A 23,589-nucleotide genomic window follows, 5' to 3' on the forward strand; every position below is an offset into this window, starting at 1 on the left:
CATGGCTAAAGATTATTTGTTTGAAAGTAATGGAGTACACACATCTGCAGAGGAGGGCGCAGACGGTAAACCTATCACGCCTGTTTATTTAAAAGGAAACAGTGAAGAAAACCCTCTCTTCATTCAAGGTATGCAAGGTGAAAAGGGTCCGAAGGGTGATACTGGTCCTCAAGGTCCAAAAGGAGAAAAAGGCGATCCGGGAGAGCAGGGGCCGAAAGGTGATAAGGGTGACGCTGCAGTATTAGAGTCTGGCTCTGTTAAAAATGAACATCTAAGTGATGGTTCAGTAAATTCCCGGACAATCGGCAAAGGCAGCGTTATGTGGGAAAATCTCAACTCTGCTGTAAAAGACTTGATCATCGAATTGCAAAATAAGGTTGAAGATTTAGAAAACCCAAAATCTGAATAAAGGTGATGCCAAATGACTGAGGCAGAACAAAAAGAACTTGAAAAAGCGAAAAAATACCTCCGCATTGATGGTGATGCGGAGGATGATTTGATTTTACATTTTATTGCTTCAGCAAAAGAGTACATCACGAATGCGACAGGTCTGAAATTTCCTAATAGTTCAGCCCGAGCAGAGCTGGCGGTCATGTCATTTACAACTCACTGGTATGAGAATAGGCAAATATCAGGCACGACATCAAATCTTGACGGGGTGCTCACAACAATGGTCAATCAACTCAAATACCTGGTTGTGGACGGTGAAAAAAATGCTGAATGACATGAGACACCGCATCCAGTTTCAACAGAAAAAAGAAAAGAACCGATTGCCTGTCGATGGTGACAATGGCTGGGAAACCGTGGTTGAGTGCTGGGCCAAAGCAGAGGGCTTAAAAGGCGCTGAATATTATGCAGCCGCCGCCATACAAAAAGAACATACAATCAAATTCACCATTCGCCACCGGGAAGACATTGACGAACATATGAGGCTCTTATTCAAAGGAAAAACTTACGAAATTGAGTCTATATTACCGAATCATTCAAGGCTTCATTTCCTCACAGTTAGGGCAAAGGCGGTGAAGTGATGTTTAATTTACAAATCGATGGCTTAGAGGAATTAGAAAACGCCATTGGCAACATGCAGAGAAAAGTCAGTAAGATGCATAAAGAAGCTCTTACAGCTGGCGCAACCGTGATAAAAGATGAACTTCATCCAAACACACCAAGATCCGACAAAGGCCAAAAACACATGCAGGATGATCTTGATATTACGCGGCTTCGTACTGATGGAGACGGGATAAAATATGTTGCGGTTGGTTGGCCGAAATCAAAGTCACGTAAGGACACGAAGTGGAGAATTCATTTCCCTGAATTCGGCACCTTACATCAGCCAGCGCAAAAATTCTTTACGAGAACTGTCGATGCGAAATGGGATGAGGCTATACGTAAAGTAGCAGATAAATACCGACAGGCGCTGAGCAAACTATGATCAATCAAAACTTAATAAGGCGTGCAGATACTTGCAAGAATGCCATTTTTGAAGCGTTGGAGAATGATCCAGCGCTTTTGTTTTTAATAGACAAAGATGACATTTATGAGCTTGCGGTGCCAGATGGTACAAAGTCGAGTCCACCATATGTCGTGTTGCAAGAAATCAACTACAAACCGATCAAATGGGCTGATAACAGGCCCATACAAGATAGTGCAACCTATCAAATAGATGTTTATCACAATGCCGATCCGCAACCCATCATGGCTGTAATCGGTGATGTGATGGCGCGTTTAGATTTTGCACCAACGATACCTATTTCTGATTTTTTAGAGAAAGAGAGGTTAATCAGAAAAGGCTATAGATTCGAAAAAAATATAGAAATATAAATGGAGGAATATATATGACTCAACACAGCTCGTTAGTTGGGGTTGCTGGTGTTAAATTTTCACCACTTAAACAAGAGAGTGGACTATGGGTTGCAAAGAAAATTTACGAGTTTCCTTATGCAATCAATATGAAAGTCGAACCAGAGCAATCAACTGAAAAACAGTATGCAGATAATAAACTTGTGGATATGGTTGTCTCAACCGGGTCTACTAAAGTTGAAATGGAAATGCGTGACCTTCCACATGAAATCTCTATTATGCTGCTTGGATTAGAGGAAGAAAACGGTATGCTTTTATACAAGAAGAACAACATTCCTCCATGGGTGGCCATGTCTTTTTATGGAGTTAAAGCAAATGGAAAGAAAAGATATGTAGGTCTGGTGCAAGGTAGATTTTCTATTCCTAGCACTGATGTCAAGACTAAAGAGGAAAAGGTAGACTTTCAAACTGCAAAACTATCCGGCGAATTTTTAGATCGGGAACAAGACGAATTGTATAAAGTTGTTGCTGATGAGGATACAGAAGGTTTTGATTTGGATAAGTTCTATAAAAAAGTATATGGAGACGCTTATCAATCAGCTGAGAAAATCAGTGCTGATTTAGGGAAAGGCGCTTAAGACTTTTACCAAAAGAGAGCTTCCAAGCTCTCTTATTTTTATTTCGAAAAAGGAGGAGTCAAAATGGCTCAAAAACAAATTTCAATATCAATCTGGTTTAAGGAAGAGAAGAAACACAAAACATTTATCGCTCCAAGAACGGATGCAAAAACACTTTATGAGGCATTCGAATTGGATGAAAAAGCAACTGAAACAGAAAATGCTAAAGAGCTTATTAAAAGCTTGAATGAACGAATTAAATTTATCGTTCGAGTTTTTAATAACCAGTTTACTTTTGAACAATTTCAGGAGGGATTTCAGTCGTTTGAAATTGCAGAAGTGGTAAGGAATGTAATGATGGATATCATGGGTTTTAAAATGCCTGAAACTGACGAAGAAAAGGATTTTTTGCCCGAAGTGGAAGCTTAGAAGAGTCGGTTAAAACTGGGAAGGATCAATTGAATGAAATTTATAGCACCTTGTTAAAACAAGGGTGGAAAATGCATGAAATTGATCAAATGGATATTTTTCATTATTTAGAATTAGCCGCGGAGGAAAACAAGCCGAAACTCGTCCCTATTGATCAAGTATTCTTTTAATTCAGTCAGGAAAGAGGGGTGATACATATATGACACAAGCAATCGGAAATATGGTCGCCAAGGTCAATTTGGATGACTCAGGTTTTAATAAAGGTATAACAGGGCTTCAAAGGCAATTGAGGTTGACCAACTCTGAAATGAAGGCATCTGCGGCCATTTATAAAAATACTGGTGATAAGTCAAAGCAATTACAATCACAAGTAGAGGGACTTAACAATAAATATCGTATTCAGAGTAAAGTAGTAGAAGAGCATCGAAAACGTTATGAACAATTGGTAAGAGAAAAAGGGCGTGATAAAAGAGAAACACAAATTCACGCTCGAAAACTCAACGAATCCATCGCTGTACACCAGAAGCTAGAAAAAGAGCTTCGGCAGGTATCTAAAGAATTCGAGCAGTTACAAAGCACCAGCAATAAAGCAGCTGGTGTTTTTTCTGTTTTTAAGAAGAACGCTGGGGAAGTGTCAGAAGAATTGCAGTCTGTCTACTCTGCTGCGGGAATGGCAGGGAAGGCACTAACAGGTATCGGTGTAGCAGGCACCATTGCAATTGGCGGCGCTGTTAAAGTGGCCGCAGACTTTGAAAAAGCTATGAGCCGCGTTGGTGCTGTGGCAAACGCATCAAATGATGAAATGGGCCGTCTGACAGAAACGGCGCGTCATTTAGGGGCTACGACACAATTTACAGATGGTCAAGTAGCAGAAGGCATGCAGTACCTTGCAATGGCTGGTTATAAGACAAATAACATTATCGGTGCCATGCCGGGCTTGCTTGCTACTGCGGCAGCAGGGCAAACAGATTTAGGTGTAACAGCAGATATTGTATCTGACATCTTAACGGAATTTCACATTGCTGCAGAAGATACAAACCGTGTGGCGGACGCCATGACCTACACGTTCACCAACTCAAACGCCACGCTTCAACAGATTGGACAAACAATGAAATACGCGGGGCCAGCAGCAAAAACTGCAGGTGTCAGCATGGAAGAGTTAGCGGCCGCAACGGGTATCATGGCGAACAGTGGAATCAAGGCAGATATGGCTGGTACCGCATTACGATCCACATTAACAAGGCTTGCGGCACCACCAAAGCCAGCTGGTAACGCGATACATGAACTTGGCCTTAGTGTTACTGATGCCAGTGGCCGTATGCGACCATTGTCAAATATCATTGATCAGATCAATGATAAAACGAAAAATTATACAGAAACCGAGAAAATTCGAATCGCAAAACAATTGGCTGGTCAACATGCCTTATCTGGTTTTATCACTTTGCTTCATGCGGGCGGTGATAAGATCGACAAATTCACCAAACAGATAGAAAACAGTGGCGGTGTCGCTGAAAAAGTGGCAAAAGGTCAAATGGACAACCTTGCTGGGTCAATGGAATACCTCAAATCCGCAGCAAATAACGCAGTCATTTCATTAGGAAATCAATTTATTCCAGTGATTCGATCCACAACAGATGTGTTAACAAAAGTTGTGAATTGGTTTGATCACCTGCCTCCATCTGTAATGCAAACAATCGCCGTTACTGGTGCTGCCGTAACAGCTTTCAGTCTTTTAGGCGGGGCTTCTTTATTATTATTGAGTGTCATTCCTAGAATGGCCGAGGGATGGAGAGTGCTTCGTACTGCTGGCACGTATCTGACAGGCACTGTCAGAGGATCATCAACAAGTCTAGGAGTATACACGACACAAGTTACTGCAGCAGGTGTTGCTTCGCGAACTGCTGCAACTGGTATCAACACAGCTGCAGCATCAACGGCCGTTATGTCCACTCGTATGGGACGTTTACAACAAAACACTGGTTTAGCGACTACACGCATGGGCCGTCTAAATCAAACGGCCACAAGAACATCTAGGACAATGCGTGGACTTGGCGGCGCGTCTCGAATTGCTGGCGGCGGTTTAATGATGTTTGGTGGGCCAATGGGTATGATTGGCGGTCTTGCGCTCTCTTTTCTTCCTGAAATACTTAAATTTGGTAAAGGTGTAGTCATGGCAGGAATAAACGCCGTAAAAGGTGCAGGTGGATTTTTGAAACTCGCAAAGGGCGGTTTTGGCCTGTTTAACATCTTAAAAAAAGGCGCAGGTGTTGTGAGTTTGCTTAGAGGCGGCTTATCGTTGCTTGGTGGTCCAGTTGGGTTACTGATAACAGGGGTCACGCTTTTAGGCGAAGCAGGGTTTAAATATTATGACAACCTGCAAAAACGAGTCTTGCCAGCAACAATTGATTTTGGCGATAAAGTTTCTGAATCCACTTCGAAAGCTGTAAATGCTTATTCGGATATGGAGACAAAAGCCAATGCAAAGCTAGACAGCCTTTATCTCAATCAAACGAAGATAACGGATAAGATAGCTGACAACTTGAATAAACGATTCTCAAAAATGGCTGACACTATAAAAAAAGGCTATCAAGATAGTGCTGACAAATCCCTTGACGTTTTAGGTGATTTCTATTCGAAGAACAATTCTCTAAAAAAGAAAGATGAGAAAAATATCCTCAATAAAATTAAAACGGGCAATGAGAAGAAGCAGAAGCAAATAGAAAAATACGAGAGCCGAGTCAAAAAAATATATGACAAAGCAGCAAAAGAACATCGCTCGCTCACCCAAAAAGAATGGGATGAAGTCAAGGGCATTACTCAAAAGATGAGTAAAGAAGTCGAAACGGCTCTTACAAAGAGCAAGGATGAGCAAACACTCATTTCTAAAAAGTTAAAAGAAGAATCGTCTAATTTGTCTGCAAAGCAAGCAGCCGCGACAGTTAAAAATAGTAAATCAGCAAAAGACAAAGTTATTAGTAATGCTGAAAAACAATACAATGCAGTTGTGAAAGCTGCAGATGACCAATATTACGTCAAAGGTACTATTACCAAAAAGGAACATGATGCGACAGTTAAAGCTGCAAAAGATCAAAAAGATAAAACAATAGATCAGGCTGAAAAAAGTCACGAAGGCGTCGTCAATGAAGCGAAGAAACAAGCACAGGGACATATCGATCAAGTTGATTGGGAGACTGGCGAAGTGCTAGATGGATGGAATACATTCCTTGTTGATTTAGCTGGAGTCGTCAATACCATTACTGGCGGTATCAATAAAGTTCTCGAGTTCATGAATGCGAAGACAATTCCAGAGTGGAAACCTAAAGGATACGCAAGTAAAAAGGACGGAGCCAAGCATTCATATGCCAAAGGAACAGACTATCATCCGGGTGGCCGTGCGCTTGTCGGTGAGGAAGGATATGAGCTTGCTCATACTCCGGGTATTGGAACATATATGGTCGGCGTTGGTGGTCCTCAAATTTGGGATTTACCTCGCGGAACATCCGTTTTGCCACATGATCAGACTAAAAAAATCGCTTCGCAGGGATTACCCGGTTACGCTGGCGGAGTTGGTGATTTCTTTAAAAAAGGCGTTAAAAAAGCTGGTGAAGTAGTCGGCAAGGTGAAAGATTTTGGATCAGATATTTTTGACCTTGTGATGGCCGGACCAAAGAAAATTATCAGCAATATATTCGGCGGTCTTATTCCCTTTAAATCCGGCAAAGGGATAGACGGACTTGGAACAGGTATTTTAAAGACGATTCAAAAAGGAGCTTTAGGATTTCTAACAAAATCGTTAGGTGATTTTGGAGGCGATGGCGGAGCATTCAAAGGTGTAGGTGGTAGTGCTGCGGTCAAAAAGTGGGTTGCACAAGCTATCGGTATCACAGGCATTCCCCCATCCTATGCAAAAGCATTAGAAACCATTGCCATGAAGGAATCAAGTGGTAACCCGACATTAGTTAACAGATGGGATAGTAACTGGAAAGCAGGACACCCATCACAAGGGCTTATGCAGTTTATACCAAGCACATTTTCTGCATACAAAAAGCCCGGATATGGAAACATCAAACATCCAGTACACCAAATTGTTGCCGCAATTAACTATCTTAACAAGCGTTATGGCGGTATCTATAACCATCCGGGATTAAAATCTATGGCGCGCGGTGGCCCTTACATCGGTTATGCATCTGGTGGTGTCATTGACAATCATCAAATTGCGCAGCTAGGGGAGAACGGCTGGCGCGAATATGCTATTACTACTGAGCCTAAGTATCGTAAACGCTCTTTGCAGTTGTATTCTAATCTCGGCAAAGAGCTTGGAGTACCTAGTTTTGGGGATGGTATGATCTCCACGGCTTTACAGATGCTTGATCGCATTAGTAACAAAGGAGACAAGCCTCAGAGCAGGCAGCAAGATGGATCTGACATGAGACAGATGATCGAAAACCAAAACAAGCAAATTGGTCTTATGGCTCAACAAATAGATTTGTTGTCTCAAGGGTTAATGATGATGCAAAAAGGTTTTGAACAATTAGTATCCAAAGATAGCAACAACTATATGGATGGTCGAAAGCTTGATCAAACGACTGGTGAGCGTTATAGACAACAAGCATTTTTGAGTGGGGTGAGGTAGATGGAATTATATATTGATTTTAACAATGGATTGGGTGAGCAAAGTCTAAATGACTTGCTTCCTCACTTCCATCCGTTAAGCCTGACACCTGCCTCACCAATTGTTGAATTTGAGACAGTGTCATTGCCACGAATTAACGGTATCGTGTTACCGCAACATCCACGGGATGTGAAGTACAAAGAAAGACAGATTCAGCTTGAAATATATATGAACTCAATCATTGCTGAAAATTTCTACAGTTACAGAAGTGAACTATATGCTTTATTAGTTAAACCGTTCCCATACTACATCTCATGTGACCTGCTTCCGAACAGAAGGTTTTTAGTGACGTGTGAGGGGAATTTCACTACTCCAAAGGAAAAAGAAAAGAACCATGTTGTTTTTAGCGTTGAATTCACCGATATTTTGGGTGCTGCTGAATCGAAAAGTACATCATTAAATCGTCAATCATTTGAGGGTGAACGGTGGAGTCCCGGAATGAATATTGACATGCTTTACGACCTAGAGTATTCATTCAAGAATAAAAAAACGTTCAGCATCTACAACATCGGAGATTTTAGAATCAACCCTTTGAGGCATGATTACCAAGTGACGTTGAAAGCCAAGGGAAAAGGTGTAACCATCATCAATCATACAACGGGGGAGCGATTGAAAATTGAAGATGAGTTAACTAAGTCACGCGAAGTTTCTTTTATTAAACAGTACACCGTTGCTAACAAGAAACGTCTCAAGACATCTGGTAGGCTTCCGTCACTTGATATCGGCAGAAACGATTTCGAAATCCAAAACGCCAGCGATATTGAAATTGTGTTTGACACAAGGTTTTATTACGCATAAGGAGGGGTGACATGGCTGCGGCTGACTTTATTAAAAAACTGGCACCGGGAGCGCAAAAGGTTTACAAAAAATATAACGTGCTTGCAAGCCTTGTCATTGCTCAAGGGTGCCTTGAAAGTGGTTTTGGAGCAAGTGATCTATCTAAACAAGCTTATAATCTCTTTGGAGTAAAGGGGACCTACAAAGGAAAGTATGTCCTAATGTGGACCAAAGAACAGGATAAGCATGGAAACGAAACGAGAGTACAAGCCCCTTTTAGAAAGTATCCTTCTTTTGCCGAGAGTCTGGAGGATTTGGGGAGTCTTTACACTAGGCTCAGTCGCTATAAAGCGGTGGTCGGTGAAAAAGACTACCAAAAAGCTACAGCTGCTGTTGCAAAGGGTGGTTATGCGACTGATATCAATTATGCTACAAAATTAAACAGCATCATTTTTACTTACAAGCTCACACAATATGATAATTTGGATGATCTACCAAAAGAACCGAGTGAACCAGAAACACCAACGGGTCCTGATTACCCTAGCAAGGAATACGATGGGAAAGACATGCCACTCAATCAACATTTGCCGTCTGATGTGGATTTTCCACAGCTTCATGTATCAAGCAAGGATGGAAAGGAAGTCATAGAAATAACAGGTGTTTCTGTTGATTTCACGGCTGATCCAACAGGTAAAAAATCATTCAGTTTCACCTTGCAACGCACGCAAGAAAATGCCGCAGAGTTTGAGCTATTAATTGTAGATAATGTTTTATATCTTGATGAAAAGAAATATAATCATCAAAAATATTACATTACGAATGTAAGTTTGCATCAGGAAAACGGAGTGCTAACAAAAACGGTTACAGCTGCGCATATCTTTTCTGTTCTATTAATTAATAACAGAATTGAAAAAACAGTTTCTAAGAAATTAAGCATTAAAGAAGCGCTTGATATTGCTCTCAAAGGAACTGATTTCAAATATGTCATTCATGCAAAAGATGGTGAAATTTCTTCTGCTGAACAAGAAAACTTCGGTGAAAAGAATTCCACAGAATTGATGGATGAAATCATTGAAGATTATGGCATAGAGTTAGACGTGGATAATTACAAAATCCATGTTTACAAAAAAATGGGCCAAGTAATAGACTTTGTGCTTGATAGTCGTTATAACATGCCAGGCATTACTATTACGACAGATTCTCAGAATTGTACCACTCGTGCGTGGGGATACGGTGCGCAAAAAGAAACAGATTCCGTCTCTGAATCAAAAGGTGATGGCAAAACAACACAAGATGAAAAAGATGAAGAGAAAGAGCCTGAGTATGTTTTTGATCCAGTTCTTTACATTCATCCAGATGAAGATAAATTTCTCATTGAAGGCAAACCGCGCTGGGCGGAGCCGATAAAAGATGAGAGATACAAAAAATCTAGCAGCATCATTTCAGCATTAAAAAAGCATGTAAATCCATATCCTGAAATGACAGTAGAGGTGGAGTTTCAGAAAATATATGAACCAAAACTTCTTGAAATTGAACAAGATTTCTGGTTAGGTGACACGATACATGTCATTGCTGACACTGCAGACGGAATAACCTTTGAGGACGATTTGAGAGTTGTCTCAATTCAGCATAACCCTTTAAATCCGTATAGCAGTCCAACGATAACATTTGCGAACTTTCGCAAGGACATACAACGAATATCAGTAGATCAAGCAAAACAAGTGAAAAACTTACAACGATATATAAACGACATGCTCAAGACGCTTAGATAGGGTCTTTTTATTTTTGCCAAAAAAGGAGAGTGAGAACATGGTAAGGCTGAGAAAACAATATGATACAACTCGAAACTCAAGATACGCTCATCAGTTGAGTGAAGATATGCAAAAAATCGAAGATCAATTGAATCAAAACGAAGATCAATTGAAAACACACAAAAAGGGCGTTTTAGTTCACACATCAGATCAAATTAAACATGGTTTGTTCACCGTTGCAAATAGGATCGATAATGTGTGGGCTAGATTGACAAACCTTGTATTGAATCATGATGGCAAGGACGTAAAAGAGGTTGTAGATATACGAGTCGCAACGGACGCTAGTATACACAAGACGGCTAAAGATCGCCTAGACTACGAGTTCGCAAAGATTGATAAGCGATTCAAGCGCGAAGTGCATGTGGACGATTTTGGAGCCGTACCCGATGGAAAGACAGACTCTACAGAGGCTTTTAAAAAGGCGTTTGGAAACGGTCGAGTTCGAGTAAAAGCATCTGCCGGCGTATATATCGTTCGCGGAATACGTATTCCTTCTAATTCGGCATTGATCGGACAGGGAAAAGGGATTACTACTTTCAAACTTCATGAGGATGCACCTGCCAGCACGATTCTTTTAACAAACAAAGACCATAGCGGTAACAAAAACATTTACGTTGATGGTTTTTCATTAGACTGGAATCGTGATCGACAGGGCGGCATGAGGGCAACGGGCGGCATTGCCTCAAGTGCATTAACTTTCGCCAAAGTCCATTTTGGCTGGGTGAAAAATGTTCAATCCATTAATCCGGGATTACATGGTTTTGACTTCACCGCACCATCTTACAATATATCAGGATCTAATTATACAAAAGATGGATGTAGATATATTTGGATTGAGAACTGCGAGGCGAGTGGGTACGGTGATGACGGTATTTCGACTCATTATAGCGAATACATCTTTATCAAGTCATGCCATTGCACTAACCCTAGCGGAAAGGCACATAAAGAAGGCGAGTCAAATTCTAACGGTATTGAGATTGATGATGGATCTCGAAATGTTTGGGTAGATGGATCTTATACAAGCGGGAACATTAGAGGAGTAGAGGTCAAAGCACATGCACAATGGCCGGCGGCTCAAAATGTTCATGTATCAGATCATGTATCTTATCGAGACGTGCGGAGTTATGATGCACGACACATTGGACACCACAGCGCATCTGACCCGCAAAGTACAACAGCGCGCGATGTGTCGTTTACAAATTGTGTGTCGATTGAACCTGTATTTAATGATATGTACAAGGGGTTATCGCCTAGAGCGCTTGTAGTGTCTGCTTACCATCGTGTTAAAGTAACTAATTTTACAGCGATAGGTAACCCATCTTATGACTACAAAGGGAATCCAGTTGTTGCTATTCAATACAAAAGTAGACGGGTGGATATCAATGGTTTAACAATCACTGGCTTTAAAAGAGCTTCTCACGATGTTCGAGTTTTTGGTGGCCCGCAAAGAGCTGATGATGTTACTATCACGAACTTTAATATCGAGAATTCCGCACCTATAGGGATTGGGATAGGTGGAAGGGTCTATTCAGTCAAACTGATGGCAGGAAATCTTATTCATTCTAACGGCAACATTGGGGTGTATTCACCTAATACACAAACAACGATTGTAGGAGTACACGCAAATGGCTATAGCAAAGCAGCAGATCTAGCTAAAAATACTAATAAGCAGATGCCGACACGCTTAAAAGGTGGATTGGTTGCTGGTTCAACGTCAGGACACGCTTTGTCAGATTCGAGCGCGGTCATTGCTGCTACGGGTTCATGTAAAACAAAAGGTCCTGCAAATAGTGTATTAGCTTCTAGGGCGGGATCGTCAACCGAAGGATCAAGACAAGCTGTCATCGCATCCAACAACAGCCACACGAAGGGTAATGGATATGCCCGTACAATCTTGTCATCACATAATGTCAAACAATCAAAAAGTTACACTGTATCAGGGGGATACAACGATCTTAAATGGCAAATTTCATCTAAGTCAGGAAACATCACGAGTGCAGGTCAAGTACGTGGCGGGTCTTCTCTTTCGGATTACGCGGAGTATTTTGAAAGCGCAAGTGGTCATGAGATTCCGACAGGTACAATCGTTACACTGAAAGGCGAAAAAATTATGCCAGCACAATTAGGTGATTATCTACTAGGAGTGGTGTCAAATACTGCTGCAGTTGTTCTCGGAGAATCCACATTTGAATGGCAAGGGAAGTATTTACGTGATCGTTTTGGGGCCTTGATAACTCAAAAAGTGGAAGTTGCTCACTATGATGAAGAAGGTAATGAAATTTTCGAGGTGCTAGATTTACCTTTAGAAAACCCTGACTATGATCCTGAAAAGTCAAAAGCCTATCAATCAAGAGCTGAACGTAAAGAATGGCATGTGATTGGATTGGTTGGACAAGTCATGGTACGGATTGATGACACGGTAAACGTTGGTGATTCAGTCAAAGCTAAAAACGGTGTTGCGACAAAAGGTCAGTCCAATTGGCAAGTTATGAATATTGAAACACCTTATGATTCCGAAATGGGTTATGGTATTGCAAAAGTATTTATTAGATAGGAGGTGCCTTTATGGTTTCTAAAAACGGTCCACTTGATTTTGATGTAAACGCATATACCAGTTCAAGTGTATCAACCAGCATAAATTTTTGGACGCAGGATCGCCAGACAGCAAGGCTCATTTTCAAACTCACGAAAGATGGAGTACCACTGCCTTTAGCAGCTGTCACGGGAAAACTTGTATTAGTTATGTCAGATGGTAGCCGATTCATTCGAGACATAAACATTATTGATCGAGTGGAAGGTCAAGCGGAATACATCTTGTCTGATCAAGAGATCAAGCATTATGGAAATGTACAAGCTGAGCTGAATTTGTATTATACAAATGATCAATCTATGTCCGTGCATCAATTCTCTTTCCATATATCTAAGTCTCTCATTGATCAAGATATTGCGCCGATCACAGAATACTATGTGGACGAGTTCGAGGCGCTAAGAGAAAAAATAAACGCTTTATATGATGAGTCTATTAAAACGGTTGCAGATTTGAGAGACAAATTTGAAGACTTGGAAAACATCGAAACAAAACAAGGCGCCCAGTCTAAAGCAGATACAGCACTTGCATCAGCTAAAAAATATACGGATGAACATGCAGAGACACCCGACGGCGCTCAAGACAAAGCAGATGCAACCTTGAAAAAGATGAAAGACCTTGTGGCGGGTTTTCAACAAAAGAAAATCACGACCGATACGGGCTTGCCGTTGATTTCAATTAAAGACACATCAGTTAGCATTTTGGATGCCGTGATTGATAACGGTCTAGGGATGGGCTCTTTTTACGCAATAGCAAAATCAAAAGATTTACCTAACAACCGTTCTTTCAGAGGTTTCTTCCACATTACAGATGCGACAAATGGAAAGGGTACGTTTGGATGGGTATATGCAACAGATTATATCAACAATATTTATACAAATTACCTTAACAATAACGTATGGAGTGGCTGGAATCGATTGCTAACCGAAAAAGATTTAAGCAGCACATGGAACCAAGTAACGTTAGTCGCTGGAACAGTAAAACAATTTACGGGAAATCCTCTCCAATTCTCTATACGCCAAAATGACTTACTTCTTCGGGGATCGTTTGAGGGAGTCCCGGCGAACGATACAGTCATTGCCCGTTTTGCTCAAAAACCGTCAGGGGAAACCGTATTTGGGGGTGCCACGGTTGGATCGTACGGGTCGGCACGTTTGACGCTTGCGAAAGATGGATCATTAAAATTTGACGGTCTCAACGCAAATGATAATTCCAAGGTGAAGAGAATTGAGATAAATGAATCTATTCCGTTGTGGTAAAGGAGGGAAGCATCATGCACATTTATTACTTTGACGAGAATTTTAAATATCAAGGTGAAGATGTCATAAGTGATTATGAAGAGATGCCGAAAAATGCTACGGATGTACGGCCGAAAAAGGGTTTATACCTTCCTGAATATGATGCGGACAAGAGAGAGTGGTTTGAATCAGCATCCGAAGAGTATATAGAGAGCTTGCAGCCGAAACCGCAACCCGCGGCAGACGTTACCATGCTGAAAAAACAAGTTGCCATGCTAACGCATCAAGTAGCACAGCTACAGCGAGGGGGCACATCGTGATATACCCTACAGCAGAAGATTTAAAAGTGTTTTGGGATTGGGAAGTTTATACACCTGAGATTATGCGTGATTATGTAGCAATGGGCGTCATTACAAAAGAAGAATTTGAAGAGATAACAGGTCTTGCATTCGACAAGCCAAGTGTATCAGTTGATTTAGGAACCGCAGCATCTTAAAAGGTGCTTTTTATTTTGCCTTCGAAAGGAGGTGGACAAAATGAGGGAGTAGGTGAGTGAAATGGAAATGGATTTGGCGCAGTATTTAATGACACAAGGACCGTTTGCGGTGTTGTTTTGTTGGGTGCTGTTTTATGTGCTCAACACAACAAAAGAGCGTGAAAACAAACTTATTGAGCAAATAGATGCTCAAAACCATGTGCTAGAAAAATTCAGTGAGAAATATGACGTTGTCATTGAAAAACTAGATCGAATCGAAAGAAACCAAAAATAAAAGAAATGGGGAATTGAATATGAAGAATTTAGACAAAGGCACTGTGATTCGCACGGTGCTTCTTTTAGTTGCTTTGATTAATCAGTTTTTAGTGATGTTCGGTAAAACGCCTTTACCATTGGATGAAGAGTCTGTAAACAATTTAGCAGACGTTTTATATGTTGCTTTTTCTACATTCTTTACAACGGTTATGACGCTCATCACATGGTTTAAGAACAACTATGTGACATCAAAAGGTAAGCAACAAAAGGAAGTGTTGAAACAAAAAGGATTAACAAAATAAGAGCTGCCCCAGGCGGCTTTTTTAATATCAAAATTTAAGGAGTAGATGAACATGACAAAAAAAATTATGATTGATCCGGGACACGGCGGGCACGATCCGGGCGCAGTAGCAAACGGATTGAAAGAAAAAGAACTTGTACTAACTATTGCTAAGAAAACGAAAGCGATTCTTGAAAAGGTGTACGGGGCATCAGTTAAGCTCACACGATCAACTGATGTTTATATTGATCTGTCTCAAAGAGCTAGGCTTGCAAATAATTGGGGTGCTGCTTATTTTGCATCTATTCACATCAATGCTGGCGGAGGAACGGGTTTTGAGACGTTTCGTTTTGATAAACTATCTGCAGCATCCAGCACTGGCAAGCAGCAAACAATTGTACATGATGTGATTCTTAGCAAAATCAAAGGTAAAACATCAAACCGAGGGACCAAGTCGAAAAATCTGGCCGTGTTAAGAGAAACAAAAATGCCAGCTATATTGACAGAGAATCTTTTCATTGATCGAAAAGAAGATGCTGCACTACTGAAACAAGAGGCATTTCTTGAATCATTGGCCGAGGGGCATGCGGAAGGAATTGCGGCGGCCGTCGGTTTAAAAAAGGTATCTTCTTCAACTAAAACAAAGCCTAGTAATAAACCAGCGCCAAAGGGCGTTAAAATGGTCGTAGTGAAGCCGAATGCTGACGGGTGGCTATGGGTTTATGATAAGCCGGACTGGAAAGCAAAGCACAAAAAAGTAAATCCGGGTGAAGCATTTACGATTGATAAGACTGTGACAGTTAACGGGTCAAAAATGTATAAACTGAAATCAGGACTGTACATCACTGCTGCATCAAAATATGTTCAGGTAAAACAAAAGTAAAATGAAAAGGCCCTTCCTTATTGGAGGGCTTTTTTAAAAGATGCGTAAAACATTTCTATATATATATTTGTCTATAACAATTTTTAAAAAAGAAAATGTTACCTTTATTGCAAGATAAATATAGCAATATACAATATTTCTGATATAATACATATGTTGGATAACACTAAGCGGGCGCCACTCTAAAATTAACTAATAGGAGTGGTGGAATGAAGCAGAAAAACCAAGAAACATCTCAAGAGAATGGACAGGCAAAAATTGAACGAATGAAAACAATCGGTAAGTGGGTTTACCGTGTTGTAGTTGGACTCAAAACTTTGAGTTGGCTTTACGGGTGGGTGGGAATATCAGTCATCCCGTATTTTCACAGTCTTTTTTAACCTGCCATGGAAACAAATTAAAATGTAAGAACAAGTGAGTAATGTTCGAATACCGGATACATAGGCAACCCCCAATTTTTTGTTTGTGTATTGTGTTTCCAATTGGCGCTCAGCTAACCGGGAGAACTAACTCACTTATATTATACTGCAGCTTTAAACTTTATATACCCAAAAACTTATATTTTTCAAACAAAAAAGACTAGGCCCCCACCTAGTCTTTTTTTAAATCTAACCTCTAATATTAACTAATAATCAACGTGGTTGTGTGACAGAGTACGTTTAACATAAATATTTTGTTGTTAAACGATTCATGTGGTTCTCGTCATCTTGTACGCAATTAAACTTTGCCATAGCAAATCCAACTCGTACCCTGTACAAGTAAAATAATATATTTATTGATTGTATATGTCAATAGGTATTTGTTAACTTTATAAAAATATGGTTTTTTTATAATGTTATTTTCCCTGTATAAATAGCAAATTATAGGTGAAGTCAATTGTTTATTCAACTTAATAGACATTAAAATTCCTTATTTGCCATTTTTTATTTAAAAAATTCTATTATTTAGAGGAGCGTTTCAAAACTCACAATTGTTTGAAACCAAGTTCAATTTTAAAAAGTATTGGTGTCTTTGGAGATACTAAAATCGCCATTCTTTTTTCTCCTTATCCCATTCAAGCTCTTTTCGAGACATTAGGTTTTTAACTGCTTTTCTTATAGATACCTCATCCATGCCTGTCTTCCTTTTAAGATCATTCATTGCAGGATTCTTGCGAAATCGGCTCATATTATAGATGATTCGATATAACTTTCTTTCAAGATCAGTCATAAAGCACCCCCTGAATAGAATGTACGTTCGATTATAAACGTAAATAAAAAACCCTTCAAGTCGAAGGGTTACCTTAAAGAAGATACTTTATCAGTGATTATCATATGTTCTCCTGAACGTTCGTATGAGAATTTAGCTAATGTTTCATCTTCATCTATATAAGGAACTTTCCAAAATACAGCGATTTGGTTAATCGTATTATTGTCAGTTCCAATTTTTGAAGCTAAATCATCACTAAACATTTCCACCATATTATAAGAAGTTTGAGCAGAATTTTTAAAATCAAACGACAGGTAAACAAGAGCGATTAGTTTGTTATCTTGGTCAGTACTCATATCTTGATTAATTTCGATCTTTTCAATTGAGGCAGTCTTGTAATTATCCTCTACAATAGATTCAATTTCATATTCCGCTTCACTTTTCAAAGTAGACAGTTCTTCATCCTTCTTTTTAGTAACTTCTGCAGCGTTATTTTTCTTACTTTTTTGTTTAACTTTTAAGGAGTTCTTAATTTTAAAATTAATTTCAGCAGTAGCTCTATGATCAATATAATCATCGCTTACAGTAGAACCTACAAGGTTAGCTCCATTTTCTCCAAAAATCTCTCTAACAGCATCAGTTTGATGATGATCGGGTGCGGTTTCTACATAAACAGTATAATTCCCGCCTTCAAACTCCTCCCCTTCTTCATTAGAAAATTCATATTCAAACAAACCACCATCTTTAACCGTTACACGTTGATCGTAATGAGCAGAATTTGGTGGCTCTAAGTAAATATCTATTTCTGTATCTTTTGGCAAATTGCTTTTTCCGCTAATGAGAATCTTTTTATTGTCTTTAATTTTTTTATCCAAGGTGATCTTTACGTTTATTTTTTCTCTAGCTTTTAAGCTCTCTTCTTTTTTAGTAGTGTCTTCTGTGGATATCGTTTCTGTTTTACCGCAGGCAGATATTAATAAGGGACTACATATTAATAAGAAGAAAAAAGTTTTAAGATGATTCAATATTAACCCTCCATATCAAATAATTCCCATATTAGTTTATCATAAGAAAAGAGGATAATGTTTAAAAGTAGAGGGTTTTTTGGCATCATGTTGGCATCAAAAGTTTAAAAATATTGTTTTATTCTTCTCAGCTAATAATGAACAAAACATTGAATAGTCAACGTATCTAATGAATATTACAAACATACCAAACCAATCTAATAGACTCCCACCGTCTCCATCAAAACTTTTAGAATGCAGTCGGGTATCAAGGGTTTGAAAGCCCTTGATACGGGTTTGGCATCATTTTAGAAGTTCCAAAACTCTATCATTATTTTTAAAAGGCGCTATTTTTTGAGCGTCTTTTTTTATGCCCTTTAATAGATCCATCACTTGATTTGACAGACTTTGTGAAGCGTATGTCGGAGCAGAATCTAATGGTGCAGTTTATAGAGGAGCAAAAAATGATAAATATTTAATTACTTCGCTAAAAACATCCTTAATCATTGTGGTGTATTGAGATTCCTTAATTGTTCAGGGCTTTATGTTGGTCGCTCAATTAATGGTTTGCACGATGCAGCTCTCTTAAAGCCTCCTTAATAGATTAATTTGTCACTCAAACATTGAGCACTTTAATTATGTTATAATATGATATCTTTATTGCCAAATAGAAATTTTATTTAAAAAATGTATGTTTATGGATCTTATTAGATTTAAGGTTTAGCCAAGAAACATCATTATTCTATAAGTTGAGGTGAAAGAGATGTCAGTCATTATATCAACAGACGATTTAGAGCATGTTTGTCCTAATTGTAATGGAACAAGTCATATTTCTATTAAGAACGAAGAAAAAATATGCCCAAAATGTGATGGGAAAGGTGTTATCCTAACTGCTTTAGGCCAAACATTACTTCATTTTATGAAGAAGCATATACGCAATTAATTCAAAGAGATTCTGTACAAAGACAAGAACAAAGTTAAACCAACTGTTTGTTTAATAATGGAATATTGTTCAAGTCTCTTTATAGTTTACCCTGCGGAAACAGGTAAATGGTATTTTTTATTAATTATTCTGTTAAGATAAGCATTTTTCTGTTTATCTTTTTTTAGACAGAAAAACAAGATTATTAACTGCGTTTTTTGAAAATTTAAACAGGGTAAATACATAAAAAAGAAAATAATTTTTAGGAGGACGAAATGTTAGAAGTAAAAAACATACCGAAAATAGAAGAATGTTTCGAAAGTTCTATCAATCCTTATGTTAAAAAAGTACATGAAGACACAGTTAATTGGGCTAAAATTAATAATTTAATGAATGATTCAAACATAAAAAGATATGAAAGACAAAAAATTTCATACTTGGCAGGACGTTCTCAACCTTATGACTCTTACGACAGTGTAAGATTGTCTTCTGATTATCTTTTATTGTTTTGTATATTGGATGATTATAGCGACAATTTGAACAATCAAAAGTTATATGATATATATTCTAAAAAGATAATTGAAATTCTTAATGAAAGAGCATTTTATGATGATGATACTTTTTTATATGCGTGGCATGATTGGTGGAAACGTCTTAGTATAGGAATGCCTGATGAATGGAAAAAAAGAATTATTCAAAGTATTCAAAATTGTTTTAATTCTATTAAATGGGAAATTAAAAATGAAAAAGAAAAGTACATACCAACTCTTGAAGAGTACGTCAATCATAGGATGCATAGTGGGAGTGTTTTTGTCTGTTTTGATCTAATAGAAAGAGGAGGGAGAAGTTTTATTCCTGCTTCTAGTCGTAGTATTTTACTGAGAGATTTAATTAACTCTATCAATAAAATAGTAAATTGGACAAATGATTTATTATCTTTTAAAAAAGAATTTGAGAATGATGAAATTCATAATTTGGTTATCATTCTGCAAAAACAAGAAAATTGTTCAATAGAGACAGCTTTAGATAGAGCAAAGGAAATGTTAAACATAGAAATTAATACATTCATTGAACTTAAAAATAAAGTCTTTATCAGTAATGAGCCTTTTGATAGTGGTATGATTAAATTCATATCTAGGTTGGAGAATGGTGTTCGAGGACATTATGAATGGAGTATGAAGACTAAAAGGTTCTAATTTATTATTCTTAAATGATAATTGCTACCCTTATAGTGCTATTAAATAAAAATATATACTGTATATTTATGATGACTATTACCCCTCATTATATATGTGGCTCCGCTTTATAAAAAGAGGTTATATTATGTTTAATATGAGGGAGGTTTTGTACGACTAATATATCAAAACGTTTTAGATCCATTGCTTCATGATAAGGAACAGGGTCGTGGATATTTATTGATGTTGTTTGCATTTCTTTAAGTTGGGGTGAATCGGTTTAAAAGAACGTGGCCTCTACCACTAGATCAATTGGCATAGCATAGAATATTGATGTTTTTAGGTTTGAGCATCAATGACCCCGTTCCTTATCATTTGGCATCGCCTTACTCGATTTAAAGATACAACGATTTTCCAGGACATTTTCAATGGGATTATTCTTCAAGCCATTAATCGGAATAATCTAGCAATACAAAATCGGCTTTGTGTTGAGAAGGATTTCTAGAGTGGAAATGAGAACAACACCTTGCTTTAACGAGAAATTTCTCTATTATAAAATGGATGGAATTAAGAAGAAAATAAGACTGACGAGATTTTCTCGGAAAACTTAAAGATGCCGATAGCCAGCATCTTTTTTTAATGTATTGGTCAACTTATGTTCCCCGAAACAACTGTAAAAATCGAATTAACAAAGGACAAACAACTATAATAGCAATGATGAGTAAGAGCTGATTAGATAAGAGTTCCACAAACGTTGTTTGAATCACATAAACTGCAATCAGTAGTAAATAACTCACCAAAAATATCAACCCAGAACTTCTCTTCTCAAATGGCTTCTCTAAGAGAATCAGCATAAATAGCCCCGCCATAATAATCAAAAAAGTCATATACCTTGTAAGCCTCCTCGTCATTGATCCCCGATTTCCACATTGTACAGATATTTCACCTACCGCAACATACTTCTCCCTCAAATTAAGCAAAAAGTAGTGAAAATATAAGGGATCACGAACAGATAATGACCGAAACTGTACAAAAAACCTCCAACCAAATCAAAATCACATCTTCCCATTTATGACTTCCTCATATATAGTAATATTAGACTAGTTCTAAATAACTGAAATTGGGGCGTTTACATGGATTCGATTGTTTTACATTTTATTGTGATCATGAGTGTTTCTGGCATTCTGTCCGTGATATTATCAATCATTGCTCATGCGAACCGCCGCCGGTATATTGGCTGTCAATTGTTTATGTATATGTCTGGAGCAACTGCGATTTATATCTTTGGGCACACGTTTGAATTATTGGCAAGTACACCTGGACAGATCATGTTCTGGGTTTGTTTTCAATACATAGGTCTTCCGTTCATCGCACCATTCAGTCTGATGATTGTGCTGCAATTTACGGGATTCCATCAATATTTCACAAAGCGCCGCGTGCTTCTCATCTTACTGATTCCAACTCTCACTACCATTATGGTGTTCACCAACTCTTTTCATTCACTCTTTTATCGTAGCATCACGATGAATCCAGTAGACGGTTTTTTATTGGCTGATTTTACGATTGGCTATTGGTATATCATTCATGGCGTCTATACATTTGGCTGTTCGATGCTCGCTATTTTTATGCTGGTTTGGTTTTTACGTGTCACAAAAAAAGAATATTTAAAGCAGATCCTCATTTTGCTAGTGGGAATGTTACTGCCAATCACGACATCTTTTATCTATTTATTAGGCGTTACGCCTCTTCATATTGACCCGGTCCCTGTGGTGATGTTTTTAACCAATGCACTCTACTTATGGGCGATTATGTCGTTCCAGCTCTTTAAGCTCTCTCCCATTGCAATGGAGCGTGTGTTTGAGCATATGTCTGAAGGGGTTCTCATTTTAGATCGATACCGGACACTCATAGATTACAACCCCGCTGCTGCATCGATCATTCCAGCACTTTCTAATAAAAAGGGGATTGGCTTTAAAATTGACGATATTTTCTCAGGGATCATCAAAGATACCGCGTTCATTCAGTGGCTGCGTTCTCCGCAGGATCATTCGCAATATGATTTAATGTTGAAAAGGGAAAAAGATCATTCCAGCTATTATCACTTGACCGCATCGTCCCTATTTAATAGAAGAGGAGAGATCGAGGGCAGGCAAATTGTGATCAGTGATGTAACAGAGCAGCGTTTGCTGCAGGAAGAGCTGGAGCGTCGTGCGTATATTGATGGGTTGACGAATATCTTCAATCGTTCTTCTTTTATTGAACGAACGCAGATGATCTTGGAAGAGGATGCGCAGGATACGGCGATCTTGCTGTTTGATATTGATTTCTTTAAACAAATCAATGACACGCATGGACATCATATTGGAGACGAGGCGCTGCGTCATGTTGTCACCATTTGTCAGCAGCATTTACAGATGGACGATTTATTCGGACGATATGGCGGAGAAGAGTTTGCTATTTGTCTGCCGTATCATTCATTTGAAGAGGCATGTCATATTGCGGAGCGAATGAGACATTCGTTTGAGACGAGTTTCTTTGAGACTGATGAGGAAAAAGTGCGAGTGACAGCGAGCTTTGGAATCGCTCATACAGCTTATGATCCAAATGTATTAGAAACTCTTCTATTTGAAGCGGACCAAGCCTTGTATATGTCAAAACGCCAAGGGCGCAACCGGATTTATGCGTCAACTGGAGCGGGCTATATGCTGTATGAAGAGCATGATCTACCGCCAGCTTCTCATTGACTGTTGTCCTGACATTCGATATGATAAACATAACATTTGAACGGTTTCCTAAAGGGGAGTAGCTTTTACGGTTTGGTCGTCATTACAGAAACTCACGTTGTTTCTCGGCCATTCCGGCATGAACATGTTAGCCAGACCTTTGCCTATCACACATGAGGCAAAGGTCTGGCTTTTTTAAGGTCTTATTGCATCTGTGTGATGGGGGAGCGGGACAAATGATGTTTTCAATACCGCAGATGAAAGGATGATCGATCTTGAAAAAATATGTGATCTCTTTGTTATTTTCGGGCACGCTTGGATTAAGTGGATGCTCCGGTTTGCTTGACCAAGTAAGTGATACAACGACATATGTCACAGAGGCAAATGAGTATGTGACGGACATTCAGCAATTTACGGAGGACTTTCCACAGCTCGCAGAAGAAGCTGTAAAAAACGCCGCCAAAAAAGCAGAATGAACCCAGCAGCTTGAATCATTGAAGGCAGACATTCAAGAATTTAATGAACTGACAGCACCAAAAATAGCAGAAGACCTGCATGTGCAGATCATTGAAAAAAATAAGGTGCTGTCAGAGGAAATTCAAACGTATTTACAGCAATTGAAAGCGGACAACATCGACGTTGCTGCTATGCTTGAGGACCAGCAAGGGTTGATCAAGCAGCTTCAGCAGTCCGTCAATCTTTTACAGGATATTGAACAATTAACAAACTAGG

At 38.9% G+C, this 23,589-nt stretch carries 24 protein-coding genes and 1 pseudogene; 23 read left to right on the forward strand and 2 right to left on the reverse strand.

From position 1 onward, the window contains the following. Position 1: 1 nt before the first annotated feature. From C6347_RS03565 to C6347_RS19175, 19 genes are all read left to right on the forward strand, one after another. The gene (locus tag C6347_RS03565) at positions 2 to 409 is read left to right on the forward strand and encodes a collagen-like protein (protein ID WP_106071415.1); all 408 of its coding nucleotides are present in this window, start codon (positions 2 to 4) and stop codon (positions 407 to 409) included. A 12-nt stretch (positions 410 to 421) separates the two neighbouring features. Further along, complete coding sequence (locus C6347_RS03570) at positions 422 to 724, forward strand: head-tail connector protein (RefSeq protein WP_106071416.1); 303 nt, start codon at positions 422 to 424, stop codon at positions 722 to 724. Continuing rightward, positions 714 to 1,028, forward strand: a complete 315-nt coding sequence (locus C6347_RS03575; RefSeq protein ID WP_106071417.1) for a phage head closure protein — start codon at positions 714 to 716, stop codon at positions 1,026 to 1,028. Before C6347_RS03570 ends, C6347_RS03575 begins: the two co-directional genes overlap by 11 nt. Further along, positions 1,028 to 1,432 (forward strand): HK97-gp10 family putative phage morphogenesis protein, encoded by a 405-nt coding sequence (locus C6347_RS03580; protein WP_061408913.1) that lies wholly within the window; start codon positions 1,028 to 1,030, stop codon positions 1,430 to 1,432. The genes C6347_RS03575 and C6347_RS03580 overlap by 1 nt, the downstream gene beginning before the upstream one ends. Then, entirely contained in the window at positions 1,429 to 1,821 is a 393-nt protein-coding gene (gene gp17 / locus C6347_RS03585; RefSeq protein WP_106071418.1) for a tail completion protein gp17, read from the forward strand. The genes C6347_RS03580 and gp17 overlap by 4 nt, the downstream gene beginning before the upstream one ends. Positions 1,822 to 1,835: 14 nt before the next feature. Further along, entirely contained in the window at positions 1,836 to 2,438 is a 603-nt protein-coding gene (locus C6347_RS03590) for a major tail protein (RefSeq protein WP_106071419.1), read from the forward strand. Between the two features lie 63 nt (positions 2,439 to 2,501). Beyond that, positions 2,502 to 2,846 carry a phage tail assembly chaperone G gene (gene gpG, locus C6347_RS03595; protein ID WP_106071420.1) on the forward strand — a complete coding sequence of 115 codons (345 nt, stop codon included), beginning with the start codon at positions 2,502 to 2,504 and terminating at the stop codon, positions 2,844 to 2,846. A 29-nt stretch (positions 2,847 to 2,875) separates the two neighbouring features. Next, entirely contained in the window at positions 2,876 to 3,016 is a 141-nt protein-coding gene (locus tag C6347_RS19170) for a hypothetical protein (RefSeq protein WP_181185444.1), read from the forward strand. Between the two features lie 29 nt (positions 3,017 to 3,045). After that, the gene (locus C6347_RS03600; protein WP_106071421.1) at positions 3,046 to 7,479 is read left to right on the forward strand and encodes a phage tail tape measure protein; all 4,434 of its coding nucleotides are present in this window, start codon (positions 3,046 to 3,048) and stop codon (positions 7,477 to 7,479) included. Further along, positions 7,480 to 8,316: a phage tail domain-containing protein gene (locus C6347_RS03605; RefSeq protein WP_106071422.1), complete on the forward strand. Its 837-nt coding sequence runs from the start codon at positions 7,480 to 7,482 to the stop codon at positions 8,314 to 8,316. It begins immediately after the preceding gene. Positions 8,317 to 8,327: 11 nt separating this feature from the next. After that, positions 8,328 to 10,067, forward strand: coding sequence for a phage tail protein (locus tag C6347_RS03610; protein ID WP_106071423.1), 1,740 nt, complete (start codon positions 8,328 to 8,330; stop codon positions 10,065 to 10,067). 37 nt (positions 10,068 to 10,104) lie between these two features. Further along, positions 10,105 to 12,660: a peptidase G2 autoproteolytic cleavage domain-containing protein gene (locus C6347_RS03615; protein WP_106071424.1), complete on the forward strand. Its 2,556-nt coding sequence runs from the start codon at positions 10,105 to 10,107 to the stop codon at positions 12,658 to 12,660. Between the two features lie 11 nt (positions 12,661 to 12,671). After that, complete coding sequence (locus tag C6347_RS03620; protein WP_106071425.1) at positions 12,672 to 13,952, forward strand: phage baseplate upper protein; 1,281 nt, start codon at positions 12,672 to 12,674, stop codon at positions 13,950 to 13,952. 14 nt (positions 13,953 to 13,966) lie between these two features. Then, entirely contained in the window at positions 13,967 to 14,251 is a 285-nt protein-coding gene (locus C6347_RS03625; RefSeq protein ID WP_106071426.1) for a hypothetical protein, read from the forward strand. Next, positions 14,248 to 14,427, forward strand: a complete 180-nt coding sequence (locus C6347_RS03630; protein ID WP_106071427.1) for an XkdX family protein — start codon at positions 14,248 to 14,250, stop codon at positions 14,425 to 14,427. The genes C6347_RS03625 and C6347_RS03630 overlap by 4 nt, the downstream gene beginning before the upstream one ends. Positions 14,428 to 14,488: 61 nt before the next feature. Then, the gene (locus tag C6347_RS03635) at positions 14,489 to 14,701 is read left to right on the forward strand and encodes a BhlA/UviB family holin-like peptide (RefSeq protein WP_034325266.1); all 213 of its coding nucleotides are present in this window, start codon (positions 14,489 to 14,491) and stop codon (positions 14,699 to 14,701) included. Between the two features lie 19 nt (positions 14,702 to 14,720). Further along, the gene (locus tag C6347_RS03640; protein ID WP_106071428.1) at positions 14,721 to 14,984 is read left to right on the forward strand and encodes a phage holin; all 264 of its coding nucleotides are present in this window, start codon (positions 14,721 to 14,723) and stop codon (positions 14,982 to 14,984) included. 51 nt (positions 14,985 to 15,035) lie between these two features. Beyond that, a complete protein-coding gene (locus tag C6347_RS03645; RefSeq protein ID WP_106071429.1) occupies positions 15,036 to 15,845 on the forward strand; it encodes an N-acetylmuramoyl-L-alanine amidase in 810 nt (269 codons plus the stop codon). 209 nt (positions 15,846 to 16,054) lie between these two features. After that, positions 16,055 to 16,225 carry a hypothetical protein gene (locus C6347_RS19175; RefSeq protein ID WP_181185434.1) on the forward strand — a complete coding sequence of 57 codons (171 nt, stop codon included), beginning with the start codon at positions 16,055 to 16,057 and terminating at the stop codon, positions 16,223 to 16,225. A 640-nt stretch (positions 16,226 to 16,865) separates the two neighbouring features. On the opposite strand, the gene C6347_RS03650 is transcribed toward C6347_RS19175, so the two are convergent. Both C6347_RS03650 and C6347_RS03655 read right to left on the reverse strand, forming a co-directional pair. Continuing rightward, positions 16,866 to 17,054 (reverse strand): hypothetical protein, encoded by a 189-nt coding sequence (locus tag C6347_RS03650; RefSeq protein ID WP_025094097.1) that lies wholly within the window; start codon positions 17,052 to 17,054, stop codon positions 16,866 to 16,868. Positions 17,055 to 17,122: 68 nt separating this feature from the next. Then, positions 17,123 to 18,058, reverse strand: a complete 936-nt coding sequence (locus C6347_RS03655) for a hypothetical protein (RefSeq protein WP_106071430.1) — start codon at positions 18,056 to 18,058, stop codon at positions 17,123 to 17,125. 742 nt (positions 18,059 to 18,800) lie between these two features. Between C6347_RS03655 and C6347_RS03660 the strand changes: the two genes are divergently transcribed. From C6347_RS03660 to C6347_RS03680, 4 genes and pseudogenes are all read left to right on the forward strand, one after another. Then, a complete protein-coding gene (locus C6347_RS03660) occupies positions 18,801 to 18,980 on the forward strand; it encodes a tryptophan RNA-binding attenuation protein (protein ID WP_080869546.1) in 180 nt (59 codons plus the stop codon). A 254-nt stretch (positions 18,981 to 19,234) separates the two neighbouring features. Further along, positions 19,235 to 20,155 (forward strand): terpene synthase family protein, encoded by a 921-nt coding sequence (locus C6347_RS03665; protein WP_066030409.1) that lies wholly within the window; start codon positions 19,235 to 19,237, stop codon positions 20,153 to 20,155. A 1,112-nt stretch (positions 20,156 to 21,267) separates the two neighbouring features. Further along, positions 21,268 to 22,878 (forward strand): histidine kinase N-terminal 7TM domain-containing diguanylate cyclase, encoded by a 1,611-nt coding sequence (locus C6347_RS03675; protein ID WP_106071431.1) that lies wholly within the window; start codon positions 21,268 to 21,270, stop codon positions 22,876 to 22,878. A gap of 266 nt (positions 22,879 to 23,144) precedes the next feature. Beyond that, a pseudogene (locus tag C6347_RS03680) lies at positions 23,145 to 23,588 on the forward strand (DUF6376 family protein). The last annotated feature ends 1 nt before the right edge of the window (position 23,589 follow it).

It is taken from the genome of Bacillus sp. NMTD17, assembly GCF_002998735.1.
Classification (GTDB): domain Bacteria; phylum Bacillota; class Bacilli; order Bacillales; family Bacillaceae; genus Bacillus.